Annotated in this window: 16 protein-coding genes; 13 read left to right on the top strand and 3 right to left on the bottom strand. The window is 59.6% G+C overall.

The features are described from left to right. Positions 1–69: 69 nt before the first annotated feature. The 8 genes from LOC68_RS24500 (at position 70) to LOC68_RS24465 (ending at position 12,253) form a co-directional block, all read left to right on the top strand. Positions 70–3,117, top strand: coding sequence for a PSD1 and planctomycete cytochrome C domain-containing protein (locus LOC68_RS24500; protein ID WP_230223764.1), 3,048 nt, complete (start codon positions 70–72; stop codon positions 3,115–3,117). A 51-nt stretch (positions 3,118–3,168) separates the two neighbouring features. Continuing rightward, on the top strand, positions 3,169–4,581 hold the full coding sequence (locus LOC68_RS24495) for a DUF1501 domain-containing protein (RefSeq protein WP_230223762.1): 1,413 nt from the start codon (positions 3,169–3,171) through the stop codon (positions 4,579–4,581). 209 nt (positions 4,582–4,790) lie between these two features. After that, on the top strand, positions 4,791–6,818 hold the full coding sequence (locus LOC68_RS24490) for a GDSL-type esterase/lipase family protein (protein ID WP_230223761.1): 2,028 nt from the start codon (positions 4,791–4,793) through the stop codon (positions 6,816–6,818). A gap of 177 nt (positions 6,819–6,995) precedes the next feature. Beyond that, complete coding sequence (locus LOC68_RS24485) at positions 6,996–8,009, top strand: aspartate-semialdehyde dehydrogenase (RefSeq protein ID WP_230223753.1); 1,014 nt, start codon at positions 6,996–6,998, stop codon at positions 8,007–8,009. Between the two features lie 158 nt (positions 8,010–8,167). Next, positions 8,168–8,941, top strand: coding sequence for a tRNA pseudouridine(38-40) synthase TruA (gene truA, locus LOC68_RS24480; RefSeq protein ID WP_230223752.1), 774 nt, complete (start codon positions 8,168–8,170; stop codon positions 8,939–8,941). Between the two features lie 17 nt (positions 8,942–8,958). Next, entirely contained in the window at positions 8,959–10,119 is a 1,161-nt protein-coding gene (locus LOC68_RS24475) for a glycosyltransferase family 4 protein (RefSeq protein WP_230223750.1), read from the top strand. 226 nt (positions 10,120–10,345) lie between these two features. Then, complete coding sequence (locus LOC68_RS24470; protein WP_230223748.1) at positions 10,346–11,215, top strand: serine/threonine protein kinase; 870 nt, start codon at positions 10,346–10,348, stop codon at positions 11,213–11,215. A 57-nt stretch (positions 11,216–11,272) separates the two neighbouring features. After that, entirely contained in the window at positions 11,273–12,253 is a 981-nt protein-coding gene (locus LOC68_RS24465; protein WP_230223746.1) for an acetyl-CoA carboxylase carboxyltransferase subunit alpha, read from the top strand. A 1,426-nt stretch (positions 12,254–13,679) separates the two neighbouring features. Here the strand turns inward: LOC68_RS24465 and LOC68_RS24460 are convergent. Beyond that, entirely contained in the window at positions 13,680–14,669 is a 990-nt protein-coding gene (locus tag LOC68_RS24460; protein ID WP_230223745.1) for a CvpA family protein, read from the bottom strand. A gap of 227 nt (positions 14,670–14,896) precedes the next feature. Here LOC68_RS24460 and LOC68_RS24455 point away from each other — a divergent pair, with 227 nt between their 5' ends. Further along, entirely contained in the window at positions 14,897–15,652 is a 756-nt protein-coding gene (locus LOC68_RS24455) for a metal-dependent hydrolase (protein ID WP_230223743.1), read from the top strand. Then, entirely contained in the window at positions 15,652–16,131 is a 480-nt protein-coding gene (locus LOC68_RS24450) for a hypothetical protein (RefSeq protein ID WP_230223741.1), read from the top strand. Before LOC68_RS24455 ends, LOC68_RS24450 begins: the two co-directional genes overlap by 1 nt. Here LOC68_RS24450 and dtd read toward each other — a convergent pair. Next, positions 16,128–16,577: a D-aminoacyl-tRNA deacylase gene (gene dtd / locus LOC68_RS24445; protein WP_230223740.1), complete on the bottom strand. Its 450-nt coding sequence runs from the start codon at positions 16,575–16,577 to the stop codon at positions 16,128–16,130. The genes LOC68_RS24450 and dtd overlap by 4 nt on opposite strands. A 280-nt stretch (positions 16,578–16,857) precedes the next feature. After that, positions 16,858–18,372: a sialate O-acetylesterase gene (locus LOC68_RS24440; RefSeq protein ID WP_230223738.1), complete on the bottom strand. Its 1,515-nt coding sequence runs from the start codon at positions 18,370–18,372 to the stop codon at positions 16,858–16,860. A 245-nt stretch (positions 18,373–18,617) separates the two neighbouring features. On the opposite strand from LOC68_RS24440, the gene LOC68_RS24435 reads away from it, so the two are divergent. The 3 genes from LOC68_RS24435 (at position 18,618) to LOC68_RS24425 (ending at position 21,031) form a co-directional block, all read left to right on the top strand. Then, positions 18,618–19,307, top strand: coding sequence for a 3-keto-disaccharide hydrolase (locus tag LOC68_RS24435; RefSeq protein ID WP_230223737.1), 690 nt, complete (start codon positions 18,618–18,620; stop codon positions 19,305–19,307). Positions 19,308–19,440: 133 nt separating this feature from the next. After that, positions 19,441–20,247: a site-2 protease family protein gene (locus LOC68_RS24430; RefSeq protein ID WP_230223735.1), complete on the top strand. Its 807-nt coding sequence runs from the start codon at positions 19,441–19,443 to the stop codon at positions 20,245–20,247. Continuing rightward, on the top strand, positions 20,228–21,031 hold the full coding sequence (locus LOC68_RS24425) for a hypothetical protein (RefSeq protein WP_230223732.1): 804 nt from the start codon (positions 20,228–20,230) through the stop codon (positions 21,029–21,031). Before LOC68_RS24430 ends, LOC68_RS24425 begins: the two co-directional genes overlap by 20 nt. The last annotated feature ends 283 nt before the right edge of the window (positions 21,032–21,314 follow it).

The following is a 21,314-nucleotide window of genomic DNA, read 5'->3' as shown; positions in this document are numbered from 1 at the left end:
CAATCCGGTACTTTTCCCCCGCCGGCATCCTCTTCGCCCACCCCACCTTCCAGCATGATCGCGCCCCGCATGAATCGCTTTGCCAGCCTACTGATCGCGTTGATTGCGTCCCTCTTCCCAGTGACGTGGGCCAGCGGCGCCGATCCCGCTTCGGCCGCGATCGACTACACCCGCGACATCAAGCCGCTGCTGTCGAACAGTTGCTATACGTGCCACGGCCCGGACGAACACACGCGCAAAGCCGACTTCCGGTTGGACGCACGCGAGTCGGCGATCGACAGCGTGATCGTCCCCGGGAAACCGGACGAGAGCGAACTGATCGCTCGCCTCACAAGCGACGACGCGGATGTACAAATGCCGCCGGCCGCATCAAACCGGCCGCGGCTTTCGCCGCAAGAGGTCGACCTGGTACGGAAGTGGATCGCCCAGGGCGCCAAGTACGACGAACATTGGTCGTTCAAACCGGCCCAGCACGCCGCCGTGCCCGAAGTCCAGAGCGCCACGCCGATCGACTACTTTATTGACCGGCGACTTGCTGAGCAAGGAATCGAACCGGCGGCGAAAGCGACGCCGCGGGCGCTGATCCGCCGCCTCTACTTCGATTTGACCGGCCTGCCGCCAACTCCCCAGGAAGTCGCCGCGTTTGAAGCCGATCCGTCGGAGGAGGCTTACGCCAAACTGGTGGAGAAGCTGCTCGCGTCGCCGCGTTTCGGCGAACGGATGGCGATCCATTGGTTAGATCTGGTTCGTTACGCCGACTCGGTCGGGATTCATGGCGACCAGGAATGGAGCATGTCGCCGTATCGGGACTACGTGATCCAATCGTTCAACGAGAACAAGCCGTTCGATCAGTTCACAATCGAACAACTCGCCGGCGACTTGCTTCCCAACGCCACGCAAGAGCAACAGATCGCCTCTGGCTACAACCGCTTGAATATGATCACCGCCGAAGGGGGCGCTCAGGCGAAGGAGTATCTCGCCAAGTACGCCGCCGATCGCGTCCGGACGACAAGCGTCGTCTGGCTCGGCGCTACGATGGGGTGCTGCGAGTGCCATGATCACAAGTTCGATCCCTACACCATCAAAGAGTTCTACCAATTCGCCGCCTTCTTCGCCGATCTGACGGAGAAGGGGGTCTACAGCGGCAGCAGCCGGACCAGCGATTGGGGACCGAAGATCGCCGTCCCCACACCGTCGCAAACGAGCGATTTGCAGAAGCTTGACGACGAGATCGCGAAGCTCAAGCAAACGCTGGAGACGCCGACGCCGGAACTCGCGAGCGATCAGAGCAAATGGGAAGCGGAACTTCCGGCCGCTGCATCATGGCGAGTTGTCGAACCGACCAATCTGAAATCAAATCCCCAAGTCACGTGGCGGAAGCTGGAGGGTGGTTCGGTCTTGGCGACCGGCGCCAATCCTGACAAACCGACGTATGAACTGGAATTCTCACTGGAGGTTCCGAAGGTGACGGCGATTCGCCTGGAAGTGATGCCGGACGATTCGCTACCGGTCAAAGGTCCAGGGCGAGCGGGGAACGGCAACTTCGTGCTGAATGGTTTCGACCTCCAACTCGACGGCAAGCCGGTAGAGTTCCAAGCGGCGACGGCGACACATTCGCAAGATGGTTGGCCGGTCGCTGGCTTGCTCTCGAAGGATGAGAAAGATGGCTGGGCCGCCTTGCCGGCGATCGGCAAAGCGAACGAAGCGGTCTTTGAACTGAAGGATGATCTGGCGCTGACGCCGGAGAGCAAGCTCACGCTGACGATGAAGCACACCTACGGCAGCAGTCACGCGATCGGACGTTTTCGCATTTCGCTGATCGACGCTCCGCGGCCAATCGTCGCCGGCCAAGACTCCGGCGTTCCTCACCAGATTCGCGAGATCGTCGCGCTCCCCAATGAAAAACGGAGCGACCAGCAGCGGCAAGAGTTAGCGACCTTCTATCGCACCATCGCTCCTCGGCTGAATGACGTTCGCAAGGAACTCGCCGACAAAACGAAGCGACGCCAAGAGCTGGCCGACGCGATCACGACGACGCTCGTCTCCGTATCGACGCAACCTCGCACGATGCGCGTCTTGCCGCGTGGGAATTGGCTCGACGATAGCGGCGAAGAGGTGGAGCCAGGAATCCCCGGCTTCCTCGGCTACGACCTGGAAACCAACGGCCAGCGAGCGACGCGTCGTGACTTGGCCAACTGGCTGATCGATCGCCGCAATCCGCTGGTGGCCCGCGTCTTCGTCAATCGCCTTTGGCAACTGATGTTCGGCCGCGGCCTGGTCGCGACGGCCGACGACTTTGGCTCGCAGGGAGCGTTCCCGAGTCACCCGGAACTGCTTGATTGGCTCGCGACCGAGTTCATCGAGAGCGGCTGGGATGTGAAGCATATGATGCAACTGATCGCCGAGTCGGAAGCGTATCAGCGCTCTTCGGTCCGCACCGCCGGCCAAAAAGAGAAAGACCACGCCAACGCGCTGCTCGAAGCCCAGTCGGCGCGGCGACTTCCGGCCGAGATGATTCGCGACAACGCGCTCGCGGCGAGCGGACTGCTGGTCGAAACGATCGGGGGCGAAAGCGTCCGTCCTTACCAGCCGGCCGGGTATTGGTCGCACCTTAATTTCCCGAAACGGGAATACCAACGCGACAAAGGAGATAGTCTCTACCGTCGCGGGCTCTATACGCATTGGCAGCGCACCTACCTTCATCCGAGTTTGGCCGCGTTCGACGCGCCGACGCGGGAAGAATGCACCGTGCGCCGTAACATCTCCAACACGCCGCAGCAGGCGCTCGTGCTGATGAATGATCCCACTTACGTGGAAGCGGCCAGGGCATTAGCCGTCCGCCTGCTGCAGGAAGGGGGCGATTCGCCGCAAGCCAAAATCAATTTCGGCATGCAGGCCGTCCAGCAGCGCGATGCGACGGAAGAAGAAGCGAAGATTCTGCTCGGCGTTTATGAGAAACATTTGCAGCAGTATGCGGACAATCCCGAGTCGGCCAAAGAGTTGCTCTCGGTTGGCGAGTTCCAACCGCCTGAAGGAACCGATCCAGTGGCGCTGGCCGCTTGGATTTCGGTCAGTCGCGTCTTGTTGAATTTGCACGAGACCATCACGCGTTACTAACGCCAACCAGCTCGAAGCTACGTTCGAATCATTCCCATTAGGCGATTTCCTATGTTTTTCCACGACGAAGCGGCCTTGCGACAAACGAGACGCACCTTTCTAGGGCAAGGAATGGCTGGACTCGGTTCAGTCGCGCTCGCGTCGCTGCTAAACTCGCCGGCGGCCCAGGCGGAAGTCGCATCGGGCGCGTTTCCCAACTTCGCCCCGAAGGCGAAGCGGGTGATCGTCCTTTGCCAGGCAGGCGGACCATCGCACCTGGAGACCTTCGACGAAAAGCCGGAGCTGAAACGTCTCGACGGTCAGCCGATGCCGGAATCGTTCACCAAGGGACAGCCGATCGCCCAGCTGCAAGGACAAAAGCTGAAGTGCTTTGCGCCGCGATTCGACTTCAATCGTTACGGCGAGTCGGGCCAATCGATTGTCTCCCTCTTCCCGAAAATGGGAGCAATCGCCGATCAGCTCTGCATCGTCAATTCGATGGTGACCGAACAGATCAATCATGATCCAGCCCACACCTTCATGAACACCGGAACGTCGATCTCCGGGCGTCCATCGATGGGATCATGGGTGCAGTATGGCCTGGGAAGCGAAGCGGACGATTTGCCCGGCTTCGTCGTCCTCACGTCAATCGGCAAAGGGGGCCAGGCTCAACCGATCGCCGCTCGGCAGTGGCACAGCGGCTTCTTGCCGAGCCGTTATCAAGGGGTCGAGTTCCGCTCGGCCGGCGATCCGGTTCTGTATGTGAACAACCCGCCAGGGATTACCGCGGGACGCCAGCGGGACGTGGTCGACGCGGTGAACCAGATGAACGCGCTGCGGCAACCAACCCTCGACGATCCCGAGATCGCAACTCGGATCGCGCAGTACGAACTGGCGTTCAAGATGCAGACGAGCGTCCCGAGCTTGATGGACGTCTCTGGCGAGCCGCAACATATTCTCGACATGTACGGTACCAAGGGCGCCGACGGCACGTTCGCTGCGAACTGCTTGCTGGCGCGGCGTTTGGCCGAGCGCGGCGTCCGGTTCATCCAGCTTTATCATCGCGGCTGGGACCATCACGGCGGCATCGAACGAAGCATGCAGATTTGCGCCTCGGAAGTCGATCAAGCGTCAGCCGCCTTGGTGACCGACCTGAAGAACCGCGGCATGCTCGACGACACGCTGGTCGTCTGGGGTGGAGAGTTCGGGCGAACTCCGATGGCGCAAGGGAACGGCCGCGACCATCACATCAAAGGGTTTTCGATCTGGATGGCCGGCGGCGGAATCCAAGGGGGTCTCAAATACGGCAAGACCGACGAGCTGGGGTACAACGCGGTCGAAGACGTCATGCACGTCCATGACTTCCATGCGACGATGCTGCACCTCTTGGGGATCAACCACGAGAAGCTCACCTTCCGCCATCAGGGACGCGATTTCCGCCTAACCGACGTCCATGGCCGCGTCGTGAACGAGATTCTCGCCTAAGGCGCGGCCAACTTAGGCGAGCGATTTCCCCGTTAGTTTGGCCATAGGCGAAACAACGGCGGGGCAGGGGAGGGGGGGAGAATAAGTCGGCTCCCGGCTTACGATGGCTCCTTTAGACCGCTGATTGCGACCCCACCGCGGGTCGACCATGATAGAAGGTCTGAATGCTTGTTCGCCCCGCCGTTACTTCCCCCCTGAAAACATCCGACATGATCCGAAACGCACTCTGCTCGTTTGCGCTGCTCGTTCTCTTTGCGACATCAGCGATCGCCGCGCCGCAGTTCTCTGGAAAGAAGAGCCAATACCAAGGCTTCGACCGCTACGACTTTGAAGTCGACGGCAAGCAGGTGACCGTCGTCACGCCGAAAGAAGCGGCGGCGGGCAATCCGTGGCTCTGGCACGGCGAGTTCTTCGGCCACAAGACCGAACCGGACGTCATGCTCCTCAACAAGGGCTTCCACATCGTCTACATGCACGTGCCGAACATGCTCGGCTCGCCCACCGCGGTCGCCCACTGGAACGCGCTCTACAAAGAGCTGACCGAGAAGTACGGCTTGGCGAAAAAGCCGGCCCTGACTGGACTGAGCCGCGGCGGCTTGTACGCCTACAACTGGGCCGCCGCTAATCCAGAGAAGGTTGCCTGCATCTATGGCGACGCGCCGGTCTGCGACTTCAAAAGCTGGCCCGGCGGCAAAGGAAAAGGGAAGGGGAGCGCCGGCGAATGGAAGCGGACGCTGGAAGTCTATGGCTTTGCCGACGAAGCGGAAGCGCTCGCCTACGACCAGAACCCGGTCGACAAGCTGGAGCCGCTCGCCAAGGCCGGCATTCCTTTGCTGCACGTCTACGGAGACGCCGACGACGTCGTCCCGTGGGACGAAAACACCGGCGTGATCGCCGAACGTTATAAGAAGCTCGGCGGCGCCATCGAGCTGATCGCCAAACCGGGAATCGGCCATCACCCGCACGGCCTGGAAGATCCGACGCCGATCGTCAACTTCGTCGTGAAGTACGCTGCGGTCGAACCGATCTACGAAGAACAGCCGGCCAAGAAGGTCGTCCCGCGCGACGGACTGGGGAACGTCCTGAAGAAGCTGAACGCCGGTCAACCGGTGAAGATCGCCTATCTCGGCGGTTCGATCACCGCGGCCAATGGCTGGCGCGTCAAAACCCGCGAGTGGTTCCAAAAGGAATTCCCGAAAGCCAAGGTCGAGGAAATCCATGCGGCGATCGGCGGCACCGGCAGCGATCTGGGGGTCTTCCGCGTTCAGCATGACGCCCTGCAGTACCAGCCCGACCTGCTGTTCGTGGAGTTTTCGGTCAACGACGGCGGCGCGCAGCCGGAGCAAATCTGGAAAGCGATGGAAGGGATCGTTCGCCAGACTTGGAAAGCGAACCCCGAAACCGACATCTGCTTCGTCTACACCTTCAAGGTCGGCTACGAAGAACCGACCCGCCGCGGCATGTGCTCGCGAGCCGCTGCGGCCGATGAAATGCTGGCCGAGCATTACGGCATCCCGTCGGTCAACTTCTGCGTTGACGTCGTGAAGCGGGAAGGGGAGGGGACCCTCGTTTTCCAATCGGCCGAAAAGCCGGCCGACGGCGTGATCCAGTTTTCGACCGACGGCGTTCACCCGCTCGATGGCGGGCATGACCTGTACGCCGGCGACGTCGCCGCCGCGGTCGAACAGATGATAGACCTGCCGCCGGTCGATCATGCGGCGAAGCTCGCGACTCCGTTCGTCGCCGACAACTGGGAAGCGGCCAAGATGATTCCGCTGCAGCCGTCGATGCTGAAAGGGAACTGGGAGAAACTGGCCAATACGGAACAGCTGCAAAAGAGCTTCGGCAATCGGCTCGGCCAAATCTGGCACGCGAGCGAGCCGGGGAGCGAGCTGACCTTCAAGTTCCGCGGTTCGCTGGCCCAACTGTACGACCTGCTTGGCCCCAACGGGGGCCAGGTCAGCGTCACCGTCGACGGCAAGACCCGCGACAAGCTGGTCGCCCGGTTCGACAGCTATTGCACCTACCATCGGCTCGCCCTGCTGAAGGTGGCCAACGACCTCGATCCGACCGCCGTTCACACGGTCACGATCAAGCTCGATGCCGAGCAGCCCGACCGCCAGCCGGTCGCTTTCCGCCTGAAAGACCCCGAAACCGAGCTGAAATCTCCCAAGTACACTGGGACCAACATCTGGGTCGGCCAGATTCAGCTGTTGGGGGATCTCGTTACGGAGTAAGCGGATAGGCGTTTTTTCGCCGCTCCTTTCTACGAATTCCTCCCCCCAGGGTTCGGTCTGCGAACCCTGGGCAGGATTGAACTGTCAGTTGAAAACTCGCTATAATGCGGGTTTGTCCTGTCCGCACGTGCCGCGGTAGGGGACTGAAACAAAACAATTTCGCCACAGGAGTTGATGGTGTACGAGAACATTGGAATCGTCGGGGCCACCGGGGCCGTAGGTAGTATCATTCGCCAGCTATTGGAAGAACGAAACTTTCCCTACAAGACGATCACGTTCCTCGCATCCAAACGTTCGGCAGGCACGAAGCTGACGTTCAAAGGCGAAGAGCACACCGTCGTCGAACTGACTCCGGATGCGTTCACCGGTCTCGATCTGGTGATCGGCAGCACCCCGGACGAAACCGCCAAGGAATTCGCTCCCTGGGCGATTGAGCGGGGCTGCGTCGTCATCGACGAAAGCGGCTACTGGCGCATGGACGAAACCGTCCCGCTGATCGTGCCGGAAGTGAACCCGGAAGCGATCAAGAACCACAAGGGCTTGATCTCGAGCCCCAACTGCTCGACCACCCAGATGGTCGTTGCGATGAAGCCGCTGCATGCAGCCGCCAAAATTCGCCGCGTCGTCGTCTCGACCTATCAAGCGACCAGCGGAGCAGGGGTCGCCGGCCAGGCTGAACTGATCGACAGCTCGCGGGCTTCGCTCGACGGTCATGAATACAGCCGCAAGGCGTTTGCCCACCCGATCGCGTTCAACCTGATCCCGCAGATCGGCAGCTTGAAGCATGAAGGGTACACCTCCGAAGAAATGAAGATGGTCTACGAGACCCGCAAGATCTTCGGCGACGAATCGATCCAGGTCTGTCCGACCTGCGTTCGCGTTCCGGTCACCAACTGCCACAGCGAAAGCATCCTGGTCGAAACCGAAAAGCCGCTGACCGCCGCCGAAGCGACGCAACTCTTCCGCGACTTCCCGGGGATCACGGTGATCGACGATCTGGCCAACAGTCAGTACCCGATGCCGCTCGGCTGCAGCGGAGACGACGGGGTTTTCGTCGGTCGCATCCGCAAAGACCTGTCGTGCGAAAACGGCATCGCTTTCTGGTGCGTCAGCGACAACCTCCGCAAGGGCGCCGCGACCAACGCCGTGCAAATCGCCGAACTGCTGGTCAACTCGGCCGCCGCGGTGTAACGCGGTGGCTGCCTCACGGCCGCAATCCAGTCCAACACTAGCCCGCAGCGCAAGCGAGGGAAAGCGGTTGGCGTCGCTTACGTGGTTCGAAGTAGCCAGGCACATTCCCTCGCTTGCGCTGCGGGCTAGTGTCATGCGTCTCCAATTGGGAGACGCAGATGTCTGAGCGAACCGTGCAACTGGTCGTCTCTTATGACGGGACCAACTACGCCGGCTGGCAAATTCAAAACGACCAGCCGACGATTCAAGAGTCGATCGAAACGGCGCTCCTTTCGATCACCGGCGAGAAGATCCGCGTCACCGGCAGCGGGCGAACCGACTCCGGCGTTCACGCCATCGGCCAGGTCGTCAGCTTTCGGACCGAGTCGAAGTTGTCGGCCGACGTGTTGCGAAGAGCGCTCAATGCGGAACTGCCGGCCGACATTGTCGTTCGCAGCTCGCGGAACGCCGCGTCCCATTTCAACGCGATCGACTGCGCCATCAAAAAACGCTATCGCTACCTGGTGCAGGAAGGGCGGGTCAACGACGTTTTCTCGCGGCAGTACGCCTGGTTCGTGAAGAAGGAACTCGACTTCGACGCGATGCAGGCCGCCGCCCAGCATCTGATTGGCGAGCATGACTTCGCCAGCTTTGAAGCGGCCGGTTCCGAGCGAGTTTCGACCGTTCGCCACGTCTACGACCTGGAAGTCTTGAAAAGCGAGCGGCACGAGTTCGACAAGATTGCGATCGAAGTCGAAGCGAACGGCTTCTTGTACAACATGGTCCGGATCATCGTCGGGACGCTGGTCGAGGTGGGCAAGGGGAAGCGCCCGCCGGAGTGGGTCGCCGAAGTGCTGGCCGCCAAAGACCGCACCATCGGCGGGATGACGGCGCCGGCGCATGGGCTATACTTGCTGCGCGTCGATTATCCCGAAAGTTGTTGGCTCGATTAACGAAAGCGACCAGTTCCATGCGCATCGCGCACGTCATTACGCGCATGATCGTCGGCGGCGCGCAAGAGAACACGCTCTACAACTGCCAGGACCTGATCCGCGATTTTGGGGATGACGTTCTGCTGATCACCGGTCCTTCGCCGGGACGAGAAGGGACGCTCCTCGATCGAACCGAACACCAGGTTCCGGTCGCACTCGCGCCGCACCTGGTTCGCAACATCTACCCGTGGGACGACCTCCGCGGCTACTACGAGATCAAAAAGATCCTCCGCGACTTTCGCCCTGACGTCGTGCATACGCATAGCGCGAAGGGGGGCATGCTCGGCCGGATTGCAGCGACATCGTTACGCGTGCCGGCGGTGATCCACACCGTCCATGGCGCCCCTTTCCATCCGTACCAGTCGGCGGCGGCGCGTAACTTTTTCATCGCTTGCGAGCGTTACGCCGCGAAGCGTTGTCACAAAATGATCTGCGTCGCCGATGCGATGACCGACCTGATGGTCGACGCCAAAGTCGCGCCGCGCGAGAAGTTCGTCACCATCTATAGCGGCATGGAAGTCGAGCCGTTTCTCGAGTCAGGCCAGTGGCGCGACGAGATGCGCCAGAAGCTGGGCTACAGCGACGAGCATGTAGTCATCGGCAAGATCGCGCGACTGTTTCACCTGAAAGGGCACGAGTATGTCCTGGCCGCCGCGCGGCGGGTGATCGATGCGGTCCCCAATGTCCGCTTTCTCTGGATCGGCGACGGACTACTGCACGACAAGTATGTGGAAGAGATTAATGCGGCCGGACTGACCGACTACTTCCAGTTGGTCGGCCTCGTCCCGCCGACCGAGATCCCGCGGTACTGCGGCGCGATGGATATTCTGGTGCATGCCAGCCTACGGGAAGGACTCGCCCGGGCGTTGCCGCAGGCCCTTCTTTCCGGCAAACCGGCGGTCAGTTTTGACGTCGATGGAGCCCGGGAAGTGGTCGTCACGGACGAAACCGGCGAGCTAATCCCCCCCAAAGATGTCGACCGACTGGCCGACGCGCTGATTCGCCTGGCCAGCGACGCCGCGCTGCGACAGCGCCTGGGAGAAGAAGGTCGCCGCCGTGCCGCCCAGGTTTTTCCCCATCGGCACATGACGGCCGAGATTCGCAAGACCTACGAGCAGGTGTTGGCCGATAAGCCCTAAAGGCTTTTCCGACAACGACTTGTCTTTTTCTGACCGCGAAAGCCGCACCCCAGCTCGCTCTTTTGAAATTGTAGCGATTAGGGTAGAATTGACGGACTTTTCGTGTGGAGCGCGGCCAGTTGCGCTCTGCCCCCGGAACATAGAAGATCGTCGCCCCGTCGACGTTAGGTGACTGCGAGTGGCTACAGCAGGCCGTAACTACATTGGCTCTTATCGCTTAGTGCGAATGCTACGCGCTAGCCAGACATGCCAAGTGTGGGAAGCGATCAACGACTTGGACCGACGCCGCGTGGCGCTCAAAGCGCTGCACGATAAGTTCTGCAAAGACAAAGAGCAGATCCAGGCGCTCAAGCACGAATACGACGTCGGCCACAACTTTGACCATCCGCTGGTCATTCACATTTACGAATTCAACATCCATCGCGACATTCCTTACATCACCATGGAATGCGGCATCTCGCGCAATATGAAAATGGCGCTGCGAGAAGATGGAGACAACCTCGCTTATTGGACCCCCAAGATCATTGAGGATGCGGCCACCGCTCTCGGCTACATTCACAAACTGGGGTGGATCCATCGCGACGTGAAGCCAGACAACTTCCTGCTCGACTACGAAGGAAACATCAAGCTGATCGACTTCTCGATCGCCGAGAAGAAACGATCCGGCATCTCCAAGTGGTTTGGCGGCTCGAAGATCCAAGGAACGCGCAGCTACATGTCGCCGGAGCAGATCAAGGGCGAAGCGCTCGACGGTCGCGCCGACTTGTACAGCCTCGGCTGCACCATCTTCGAGCTGATGAGCGGCAAGCTCCCCTACACGGCGACCAGCGCCGACCACTTGCTCGACAAACACCTCCGCGGACAGATTCCGTCGCTGCTCGCCGCCAATCCCAACGTGACCGACGAGTTTTCGACGTTGGTCGGCCGCATGATGGCGAAGAAGAAAGAAGATCGCCCCGACGACATGTCGACGCTGCTGCGACTGTTTCAACAAACCAAGATTTACAAGATTCCGCCCAAGAAGCCGGCTTCGGTGGCGGAAAAAGACCGTAAAGCTCCGGAAGAAATCCCTCCGGTAGAAGAAGAAACCAAATAAGAACGCGCACCTGCGTCGTTCTGAAATCACGCAATCCTACGGGAGTTAACTCCACGCATGGCCGCCAGAATTTACCTCGGCTTTGAAGAGCCGATCGAACGCCTCGAGAAGCAACTGCACGAACTCGAAGCGAAGAAAGACGACAGCGCCGAAACGCAGGAAGAGATTCGTTCGCTGAAGCGCGAAATCGCCGACAAGACGAAGTCGATCTACGAGAACCTCTCGGCCTGGCAAACGGTCGAAGTCGCGCGCCATCAACAGCGCCCGCAGTCGGCCGACTATTTGAACCTCGTCTTCGATGAGTTCGTCGAACTGCACGGCGACCGGAAGTTCGGCGACGACCGCGCGCTGCGAACCGGCTTCGCCAAGCTCGACGCCTTCAAAGTGATGTTCATGGGGCACTTCAAGGGTCGCAACTTGAAGGAACGGAGCGAGTGCTACTTCGGTTGCGCCCACCCCGAAGGTTATCGCAAAGCGATCACCAAGATGCAGATGGCTGAGAAGTACCAGATCCCGGTCATCTCGTTCATCGACACCCCTGGCGCCTATCCCGGCGTCGGCGCTGAAGAACGCGGCCAGGCGATGGCCGTGGCCGATGCGATGTTCGCCATGTCGCGACTCCGCACCCCGGTCATCTGCGTCGTCATCGGCGAAGGCGGCTCCGGCGGCGCGCTTGGCATCGGCGTCGGCGATCGCGTCGCAATGCTGCAGCACTCCTACTACTCGGTCATCTCGCCGGAAGGCTGTGCCGGCATTCTCTGGAAGAGCCACCAGTTCAAAGAGAAAGCGGCCGACGCGCTGCGGTTCACCTCGAAGTACCTGCCGAAGTTCGGCGTGGTCGACGACGTGATCGAAGAACCGCTCGGCGGCGCCCATCGCGATCATCGCCAAATGGCGGCTCGCTTGAAGATGTACCTGCTGAAGACCCTCAAAGAGCTGAACGGCATCGAGCCTGACCAGCTGGTCCAGCAGCGTTACGACAAGTTCCGCAAGATGGGCGAGTTCCTGGAACGGGAAGCAGCCGAAGCGACCGCCTAACCCGGCAAGCTTCCACAATACAACAACTTCCAGGGTCCGGCCTGAAACCTACAGGCCGGGCCCATTTTTTATCTGGCCAATCGGCGCCTCTGGCAACTCTCCCGCCAGACGGACAACCCGCCCCGGATTTCCGCCCCCTTCCAACTCTCCGGCGCCCCTTTCCCAACCCAAGAGATCACCTCGATCGTCACGCCGGGAACCTGGCTTCCAACCACGAAATCCGTCACGAAATTTCGGACCGCGGCCCCCTGCCTATTCCGCACAACTTTCCATGCGACCTCACGCCGTCCAGGCGGCGACGCCAAGCTGCAATGATCCGCCGCCCACACGTCGAATGAAGAGACATTTCGACAGCACGGCATCCGCGCACCGAAGAGCATTCCGCCAGAAGAACCGCTTGCCGCAGCGTCAACGACGAATCGCAAACCGGCCAGCCCGGCTTGCAAACAACACGTACGGCGAGACCACCCGAAACCGAAACGCGATTCCACCCTAGGCGATCAGACCAAAGACAGAGCAGGGGAGTAGCACCCAATTTTCGGCCGCTCAAAGGTCACCCCCAAAGCCGCATCCAGAGCCTCGGCTCCGGCAGCCAAACGTGATCCAAATTAGGTCCGACTTGGGCGCCCCAAATCGAACAAGATCGATCCCCAAAACCGAACTGATTTGGGAACCCAAAATCGATCCCCGACATGACCCCAAAACGAATCTCGCCGAGACCAATTTTCGATCGCGCAGCCGTCGCTCTCGCGCGGTCGCTTGCCGCCCGCGACGGAAGCCGACGCGCACCCAAAATGCATCCGCATTTCCGATCCGCCTGGCGGCGTGCCAAGAGATTCACCACTACCGCCCCAAGACGCTAGGGGAGCCCAGGCAAAGCCTCCGGAACCCAGCCAATTCGCAGCCAAGCCGGCCCCAGCCAGAACCCCACCGCAACGTCCGATAATGTTTCTTATGTTTGGTTGAGGGCCTGTTTTTACCGGGTTTTACGTATTTGGGCCAAAACGGCGATTCCCTGCCCTGAGAGCCTGGATGGACAATTTTTGCATCGAGATTAAAGCGGCCGCGAGACCGCATCGCGGCAAGGTCTCGCGATCAAAAATGGGCCGCGAATCTAGTCAGCCAGACGAGCTTCCGCAGCGTCCGACCCGCCCAGGGCGACAGACAAATTCGACGAGCGATTCGCCGCTGAGCACGCGAGATTCGCGACGCGATTTTCAGAGCCATTTCGCGTCGAAAAATCGCGCGAAATGCGTGCCTCGCTGACCCCCAAATTCCGGGCCAACTCCCCTGCCTCGCTCCGACCGATTTTCAGCGGTTTCTGAACGTCAAATCCCAGGCCTCAAGAAACCGGAAAATCGCCCAAGAACTCGAGCGATTTTCAGCAGACTCAAACGGCCTATCCCAGAAGGAAAATGGCCAGCGATTAGTACCGCGGATACTGCGTGCCATTGGGCTGCGGCAGATAGCCTTGGGGATAGTAGCCTTGCTGCGGCTGTTGCGGATAGGTTGGCTGCGGTGCGTAGTTTTGTTGCTGATAAGGATACGGCTGCTGATAGCCAGGCTGCGGCGAGTACGTCGGCTGCTGCTGATAGCCTTGCGACGCCGCGCCCCAGCGCTGATCGATTTCGCGCTGGACCTGATCGCGGAGGTTCTGCTGGAACTGGTTCACATACGGCTGGGCCGATTGCTGCGGATTCTGAAGCGCCTGATCGACGGCGCCTTGGATCTGACCGTAGTCCGCTTTCAGCTGGCCATAGGTTTGCTGCCAGGTCTGTTGCCACTCTTGCGGGACCGGCTGGAACTGGGTCGGCTGCTGGCCAGTCGCCGGAGCGCCAGTCGTCGCCGTTTGCTCCTGGCCGACGCCAGGCAGGATATTCGCCGTGGTAATCGGGGGCTGATCGCCGATCTGCTGCTGGAAGTTGTCGATGTACGGCTTCACGGCAGCGTGAACTTCCTGCGGCATGATCGCCTGCGCTTTATCAATGACGCGGGAGATATAGTAGCCCGACTTGGAAGTCACAATTTCCTGACGGCGATCACCGGTGGCGAACGCGACGGCGAACATCGTAATGATGATGCAAAGCAGCGCGCCTTTGGCCGCGCCCAACAAAGCGCCGACCTGACGATCAAAATCTTTCAGCTTCATGCTTTCGATCGACTTGGAGATCAGTCGAAAACCAACCCAGACGACCAGCGAGCAGCCGACGTAGAGCGCGAGCATCGCCGCCAGCTTGTTCCAGGGAGCTTCGAGCGGAAAGAGCGCAGCGACCGGCTCGCGCAGCTGCACCGACAGAACGTAGCTGGCGAAGATCGACGCGAACGAGGCCAATTGCCACGCCATTCCTTTGTACAAACCCCAGGCAGTCGCCCCGAGCAGCACAATCACCATCAACACGTCGTATCCGTTCGCCATCGCTCGGCGCCTTCTTACTTCAATTGGTTCCAGTTGCGGTGCGGACATGCGCACCGCGGCGAAGCAGTATATCGAGCCAAAGGACTGGTCCGAAGGTCAGTTTCCCATCGCTGCTAGCAGCGTCGACGTATTGGACTGGCGTCGCGTCGCCCGTTTCGCGTACAACCGCCACTCGACCAATCACCAGACGACGCATACCGATTTCGAAGGATCGAAGCAGGGGACTCATGGCCGGTTTCAACACCCACATCACGACCAGCACCATCGTCGGCATTGGTTATGGCGCCGCGGCCTACGTCTTTATGCCGGAAATCGCCAATGGCGAGACGGTGACGATCACCACTTGCATGCTGACCGCGGGGCTCTGCAGCATCGCCGGCATTTTGCCCGACCTCGACAGCGGATCGGGTCGCCCGGTGAAAGAAATCTCGGCGTTCGTCGCGGCGATGGCGCCGATGCTGATGATCGACCGCTTTCGTCGCTTCGGCATGGGTCCGGAAGAGATCGCGCTGGCCGGCGCCATCATGTATATGGTGATCCGCTTCGGCGTCGCCGAGGTCTTCAAAAAATACACCAAGCATCGCGGCATGTGGCATAGCATCCCGGCTGCGATCAGCGTCGCGCTACTTGCGTTCCTGGTCGTCTCTAGCGAACGACTCGACGTGCGACTATTGAAGGCGAGCGCCGTCTTCCTTGGCTTCATGGTCCACTTGATCCTCGACGAGATATGGAGCGTCGAATGGCATGGGATCACGCCTCACTTCAAAAAGTCATTCGGGACCGCGATCAAGTTCTGGAACCCCAATAGCATGTGGTCGAACATTTCGACGTACTCGAAGCTGGCGGTCCTAATCATGGCGGCGGTCGGCGATCCGCTCCTCATGCAGCATTACCATCTGCATCCGACGCCGGAAGAAACGCCAACGGCCAATCCGACGCCGGCAATCGCCACCGAGCCGCTGACCTTCCCGATCACGCGCTGATGGAAATCCCGCTTACGCTTTATCCCAGCGGCCGCCGCGCCATATTGATCACCAGCGCCAGCACCGTTCTGGCGCTCTTTTGCGTTGGACTGGGCGCGACCGGCAAAGATATCGGCTATATCGCTGCGGCGTTCTTCGTCGGCTGCGGCGTGCTCGGGACGATGGAGATCTGGCCCGGCAGCAGTTGGCTTCGAATCGATGAGACCGGGATTCGCTACTGCTACTTGTTCACGTCGCACCATGTCGCGTGGAACGAGACCGAGAGCTTCGAGATCGAGCTGGTCAGCCACTCCGGCATGTGGGGACAAGAGATGGTCGGCTTTAATCGTCCATCGACGCCGCTAGACGAGAGAAAGCCGAACCGTTTGGACGAACTGTTGCCGAACAACTACGGCCGCAGCGCCGAGTCGCTCGCGAAACTGCTGAACGAATACCGCGACCACTTCCTGCGGAACCCATCGCCGACCGACGCAGGTTAGAACTGCTTGCGGCTATCGAGCAACAGCGTGACCGGTCCATCATTCACCAGCGACACTTTCATGTCGGCGCGAAAGATGCCGGTTTCGACCTTCGGTCCCAACTGACGAACGGCCGCGACATATTCTTGATAGAGCGCGTTGGCCAACTCCGGCGGCGCTGCGCCGGTGAATCCTGGACGACGCCCTTTGCGACAATCGCCGAGCAGCGTGAACTGACTGACGGCCAGGACCGCACCGCCGATGTCGACGACCGAAAGATTCATCTTGCCGGCGTCATCTTCAAAGATTCGCAGGTTCGCCGTCTTGTCGGCCATGTAAGCGATGTCGGCGGCGCCATCTTCAGGCTCAACGCCTAACAGGACGAGCAGCCCCCTGTCGATCTGGCCAACCACTTCTCCCTCGACGCGCACGCTGGCCGAGGAAACTCGCTGAACGACGGCTCTCACTGCTTGCGGCTCCTAATCGACGCCCAAAATTGGAAACGGCCGATTATAGCAGGAACGCAAACACTAGCCCGCAGCGCAAGCGAGGGAATGCGGTCTCTATGAAATGACGAATGTCGAAGCTCGAATGACGAAGGAAGACGGGTTCGTCATTCTGGCTTCGACATTCGTCATTTAGCCATACTCATTCCCTCGCTTGCGCTGCGGGCTAGTGTGAGCGCATAAAAAAACGCTCGCGTCGGATCGACGCGAGCGTTTCTGATTTCAACATTCAGCGAGCCGCTTACTCGGCCGGCTTGTCGCTGCGGAACGGCGTGGCCGGCAGGCCCGCTTTGTTTTGCAGCGTGTTGACCGGGTTGTCGGCCCAAGCGTAACGAACGCTGACCGGCTCCTTGACCTCTTTGCTCGAGACCTCGACCTTGTCGTCGCCGACCAATTTGGCTTCGGCCCAGACATACTTGCCGTCGGCGCCGGCAATCGCAAAACCTTTCGGCTGCGGAGCGTCGAACGAGTAAAGCGGCGTGCCGAAGGTGTCGAAGGTGACGATCGCCTTGTCCCCCTTCACTTCCAAACTCTTGAAACGGGGGCTGCGATACGGAACGTCAATGCCGTAGTCGCGAGCCAGCGCGATGCGAGCCAAACGCATGCCAACGGCTTGCTTGTTACGCGGGTGAATGTCGCGACCTTCGCCGATGTCGATGATGACCGCTTCGCCGGTGTTCGGCAGCTTGTCCATCGTGAAGGTTTGCGATTCGCGCAGAGCGGCCCAGTTGCTTTCGGCCGGTTCCGGCTTTTCGCCCATGAAGTCGGCCAACTGCACCCAGTAGAACGGGAAGTCTCCCTGCTTCCAGACGTCGCGCCAATTCTGAATCATCAGCGGGAAGAGATGACCATACTCTTCGGGACGACCCGAGTTCGATTCCCCTTGGTACCAGATCGCGCCACGAATGCCGTAACCGATCACCGGCGCCAAGCAGCCGTTGTAAAGGTTGGCCGGGCGATGGTTACCGTTGACGCCGGGATCTTTCGGCGGCTCCGGCTTCTTGTCAGTCCCCTTCGCAGCGGCGGCAGCCGTTTTGTATTCGGCCAGCTTCGCTTCGTAGTCGACGACGCGAGCGTCCCAACCTTTGAGCATATCGGCGTAACGCGGATCGGCTTCGAGCAGGTCGCGACGAACCCACGCTTCAGCGGCCGAACCGCCCCACGCGTTGTCGATCAAACCGACCGGCACGTCGAGCGTCTGTTGCAACTGACGACCGAAGAAGTAACCGACAGCGGAGAATTCGCGAACCGTTTCCGGCGTGCAAACTTCCCACTTGCCGTTGAAGTCATCCTTCGGCGCCTGGGCGGCGACGTTGGGAACGGTGATCAAACGGAGCTGCGGCAACTTGGCGGTCATCGCTTCCAACTCATGATCGTTGGCGCGCGAGAGAGGCCACTGCATGTTCGATTGTCCGGAGCAAACCCAGACTTCGCCGACCAGCACGTCTTCGATCGCGATTTCGTTCTGACCTTTGATCACCAGGCGATGCGGACCGCCGGCCGGGAGCTCGCCCAGCTTCACTGACCAATGACCGTCATCATCGGCCGTCGTTTTCCCTTCGAGCGAAGCGACCGAAACGGTAACCTCTTCTCCCTTGGCCGCTTTTCCCCAGACGACGATCGGCAGATCGCGCTGCAGCACCATGTGATCGGTAAACAAAGCGGGCACTTTTACTTCTGCCTGCAGGCGGCCGGCAGCGAACAACGCCGACAGTCCAAGCGCCGCGGCGGCAATCTGGCGAAATCGAAGCTTCATCGAGAATCTCCCATCTAGAGGTGAATGAGTGGTGGGGTCCATTTGGCGGGAATCGGCCATTATAGTTGCCAAAAGTGCAAAATGGCGTTTCACAAGAAATGGGGACTATTTTCGGTTGGCACGGACCCTACCGTCAATCATGGGGTACAAAACCAGAGGACTGATCGACAATGCACAGATTCTCAACTATTCTGAGTTTTTAGCCACCAACCCATTCACCCCCCTGCCCTACTCTGGAAACCAATATGTTGAAGCGAATCGTTCCGGCCATCCTGCTTGGCCTGGCTCTCTGCTCTTTCTCGCTGGCCGATGACAAAGATGGCTTCAAGCCGCTCTTCAACGGCAAGAACCTGGAAGGCTTTACCCAGCACGGCGGCAAAGCGACTTACACGATCGAAGGAGACGAAATCGTCGGCACTTCGACGCTCAACACGCCGAACACCTTCCTCTGCACCGACAAAGAATATGGCGACTTCATCATGGAAGTCGATTTCAAGGTCGATCCGAAGCTGAACTCAGGCATCCAGATCCGCAGCCAGGTTTTCGCCGAAGAAAAAGAAGTCGACTTCGGCGGCGGTCAAATGAAGAAGATGGCCAAGGATCGCGTCCATGGTTATCAAGTTGAAATCGATCCGTCGGCTCGCGCTTGGAGCGGCGGCATCTACGACGAAGCGCGTCGCGGCTGGTTGAACGACCTGAAGAACAACCCGGAAGCGCAAAAGGCGTTCAAGCAGGACGACTGGAATCACTACCGCATCGAATGCCGCGGCGATTCGATCAAGACCTGGATCAACGGCGTTCCGGCCGCGGACCTGAAAGACGGCCTGACTCCGAAGGGCCTGATCGCGCTGCAAGTTCACGGGATCGGCAACGACAAGTCGAAAAACGGAACCCAGGTTCGCTGGAAGAACATCATGATCAAAGAGCTCGACTAACGCTCTTTCGCAGCTGAACGTAAAGAAACGCCGCATAGAAATGTGCGGCGTTTTTTCGTTTCGGATCGAGTCGTTCTTCGCTTCGTGCTAAAATTCCGGCAGCAGCCACTTACGCGTTACTTCAGGATCCAACGTGAACCTCACCGCTCCGCAACCGACCAGCTTCGACATTCACTTTGACGCATTCGGAATTCCGGTGCGGGTCAGCGCTTACTTTTGGATCATGGCAGGCCTGATCGGTTATCAATTCGGCCAGGCCTTCAACGAAGAAGGTTACGGCAGCGCCGATCCGCGCGTCTTTGGCATTGCGGTCGTGGTGATCTTTTTGTCGATCCTGCTTCATGAATTGGGGCACGCAGTTCTGATGCGCTACTTCGGCCACTCGCCGAGCATCACGCTCTATCACCTGGGCGGCCTGGCCCACTATCAAGCGGAAGGCTTCGCTCCGCGCAATTCCTATCGACGCGTCAACAATTCGACCTGGGCGCAAATCGCCATTTCGTTCGCTGGACCTGGCGCCGACTTCTTGTTCGCCGGTCTCACGATCGCGATTTTGATTGGCGCCGGTTACATCTCTGGTCGTCCGCCGTTGGCGTTTGAACTGCTCACCGGTCAAGGAGAAGTTTTGGGCGCCGCCACCTTCGGCGTTCGTGCGCTCGTCATGATCATCTTGTACGTCAACATCTGGTGGGGCATCTTGAATCTGGTCCCGGTCTACCCGCTCGACGGCGGACAGATCGCGCGCGAACTTTTTCTGTGGTTTACTCCTTACAACGGCGTCCGTTATTCGCTTTACGTATCGATCGGATTCGCCGGCCTCCTCGTTTTGTATGGCCTCCAAACGCGGTCGCCGTTTCTGGCGATCATGTTCGCGATGATGGCGATGGGGAATTACCAGCAACTCTCCGGAGGGAATTCGTTTGGCGGACGTCCCTGGTAGCGCACTTCCCTCCCCTACCCTCGACCCGACGTCGCATCGCACGATCGTGATCGGCGCGAGTAACGTCGCTCAGTCGCTTGGCCGCGTCATCCAACTGGCCGATCAATCGTTCGGCCCGCGGATGAATCTGATGATCGCCGGCGGTCGCGGCCGTTCGTTTGGATCAAGCAGCTACTTCGCGATGCGGCGCTTGCCCAGCATCTTGCACTGCGAACTTTGGAACGCCGCCGCAGCGCAGCCGATGCAAACGACCACCGCCGTCGTGACCGACGTCGGCAACGACATTCTTTATGGTCGCAGCGTCGATACGATCAACGCTTGGGTGCATGAATGTCTGGCGCGGTTATGCGGATTCCAAGCCAAGATCACGCTGGTTGGGCTTCCCTTGGCGCGCGTTCGGCGACTAAATGCTCGCGCGTTTTATTTTTTTCGCACTTTCCTGATCCCGCGCAGTCGGATGGATTTGCAGACCACTTTGAAGCGTGCCGAAGAGGTCGATGAGCGCTTGCGCGCGGCAGCGCAAGAGTGCGGCGCGGCGTTCGTTGAACCGCATCCAACGTGGTACGGACTTGATCCGATTCACTTGCGCAGCGCGCATGCGCAAGAGGCGTGGCGCTGTTACTTAAGCGGCGCTGCGCAAGCGTTTGCAGAGAGACCGAAAGTGTCGAATTCCCTTTACTATCAAGCAATTACGCCGCATGAACGTTGGATCATGGGACGTCGTCAACAGCGCGCGCAACCATCGATTCAGTTAAAGAGCGGCAGCGTCGTTTCGCTTTACTAAACGATGCGCTGCGCGAGCGCGCATGTGCGTTGATCGATAGCGCGCTTGTGCGATTCTTCTCTTCATCAAGCGCGCTGCGCAGCGCTTCGTGCGATTCAATTGTTTGGTCGCGCGACGTAAAAAAGTTTCAAGTTCTTTCAAGCGCGTAACAATTTGTGTGGAAAACGTGTTGCAAAAAATCCGATTATGCGTACAACTTAAAACAACTTTGTCTAGCATGGGCCAATTGCTAGAGCGAAGCGATTCACTTAGCTGCACGGCGACGAGAACGCTTCGTAGGAAT

The organism is Blastopirellula sediminis (genome assembly GCF_020966755.1).
Classification (GTDB): Bacteria; Planctomycetota; Planctomycetia; order Pirellulales; family Pirellulaceae; genus Blastopirellula; species Blastopirellula sediminis.
This window is presented reverse-complemented; position numbering and strand designations above follow the sequence as displayed.

What these genes read in the sequence shown, in the direction of transcription:
- LOC68_RS24500 (WP_230223764.1), top strand. Translation starts at nt 70, where the DNA reads ATGAATCGCTTTGCCAGCCTACTGATCGCGTTGATTGCGTCCCTCTTC.
- LOC68_RS24475 (WP_230223750.1), top strand. Translation starts at nt 8,959, where the DNA reads ATGCGCATCGCGCACGTCATTACGCGCATGATCGTCGGCGGCGCGCAA.
- LOC68_RS24450 (WP_230223741.1), top strand. Translation starts at nt 15,652, where the DNA reads ATGGAAATCCCGCTTACGCTTTATCCCAGCGGCCGCCGCGCCATATTG.
- LOC68_RS24460 (WP_230223745.1), bottom strand. Translation starts at nt 14,669, where the DNA reads ATGGCGAACGGATACGACGTGTTGATGGTGATTGTGCTGCTCGGGGCG.
- truA (WP_230223752.1), top strand. Translation starts at nt 8,168, where the DNA reads ATGTCTGAGCGAACCGTGCAACTGGTCGTCTCTTATGACGGGACCAAC.
- LOC68_RS24495 (WP_230223762.1), top strand. Translation starts at nt 3,169, where the DNA reads ATGTTTTTCCACGACGAAGCGGCCTTGCGACAAACGAGACGCACCTTT.
- LOC68_RS24465 (WP_230223746.1), top strand. Translation starts at nt 11,273, where the DNA reads ATGGCCGCCAGAATTTACCTCGGCTTTGAAGAGCCGATCGAACGCCTC.
- LOC68_RS24435 (WP_230223737.1), top strand. Translation starts at nt 18,618, where the DNA reads ATGTTGAAGCGAATCGTTCCGGCCATCCTGCTTGGCCTGGCTCTCTGC.
- LOC68_RS24440 (WP_230223738.1), bottom strand. Translation starts at nt 18,372, where the DNA reads ATGAAGCTTCGATTTCGCCAGATTGCCGCCGCGGCGCTTGGACTGTCG.
- LOC68_RS24470 (WP_230223748.1), top strand. Translation starts at nt 10,346, where the DNA reads ATGCTACGCGCTAGCCAGACATGCCAAGTGTGGGAAGCGATCAACGAC.
- LOC68_RS24490 (WP_230223761.1), top strand. Translation starts at nt 4,791, where the DNA reads ATGATCCGAAACGCACTCTGCTCGTTTGCGCTGCTCGTTCTCTTTGCG.
- LOC68_RS24455 (WP_230223743.1), top strand. Translation starts at nt 14,897, where the DNA reads ATGGCCGGTTTCAACACCCACATCACGACCAGCACCATCGTCGGCATT.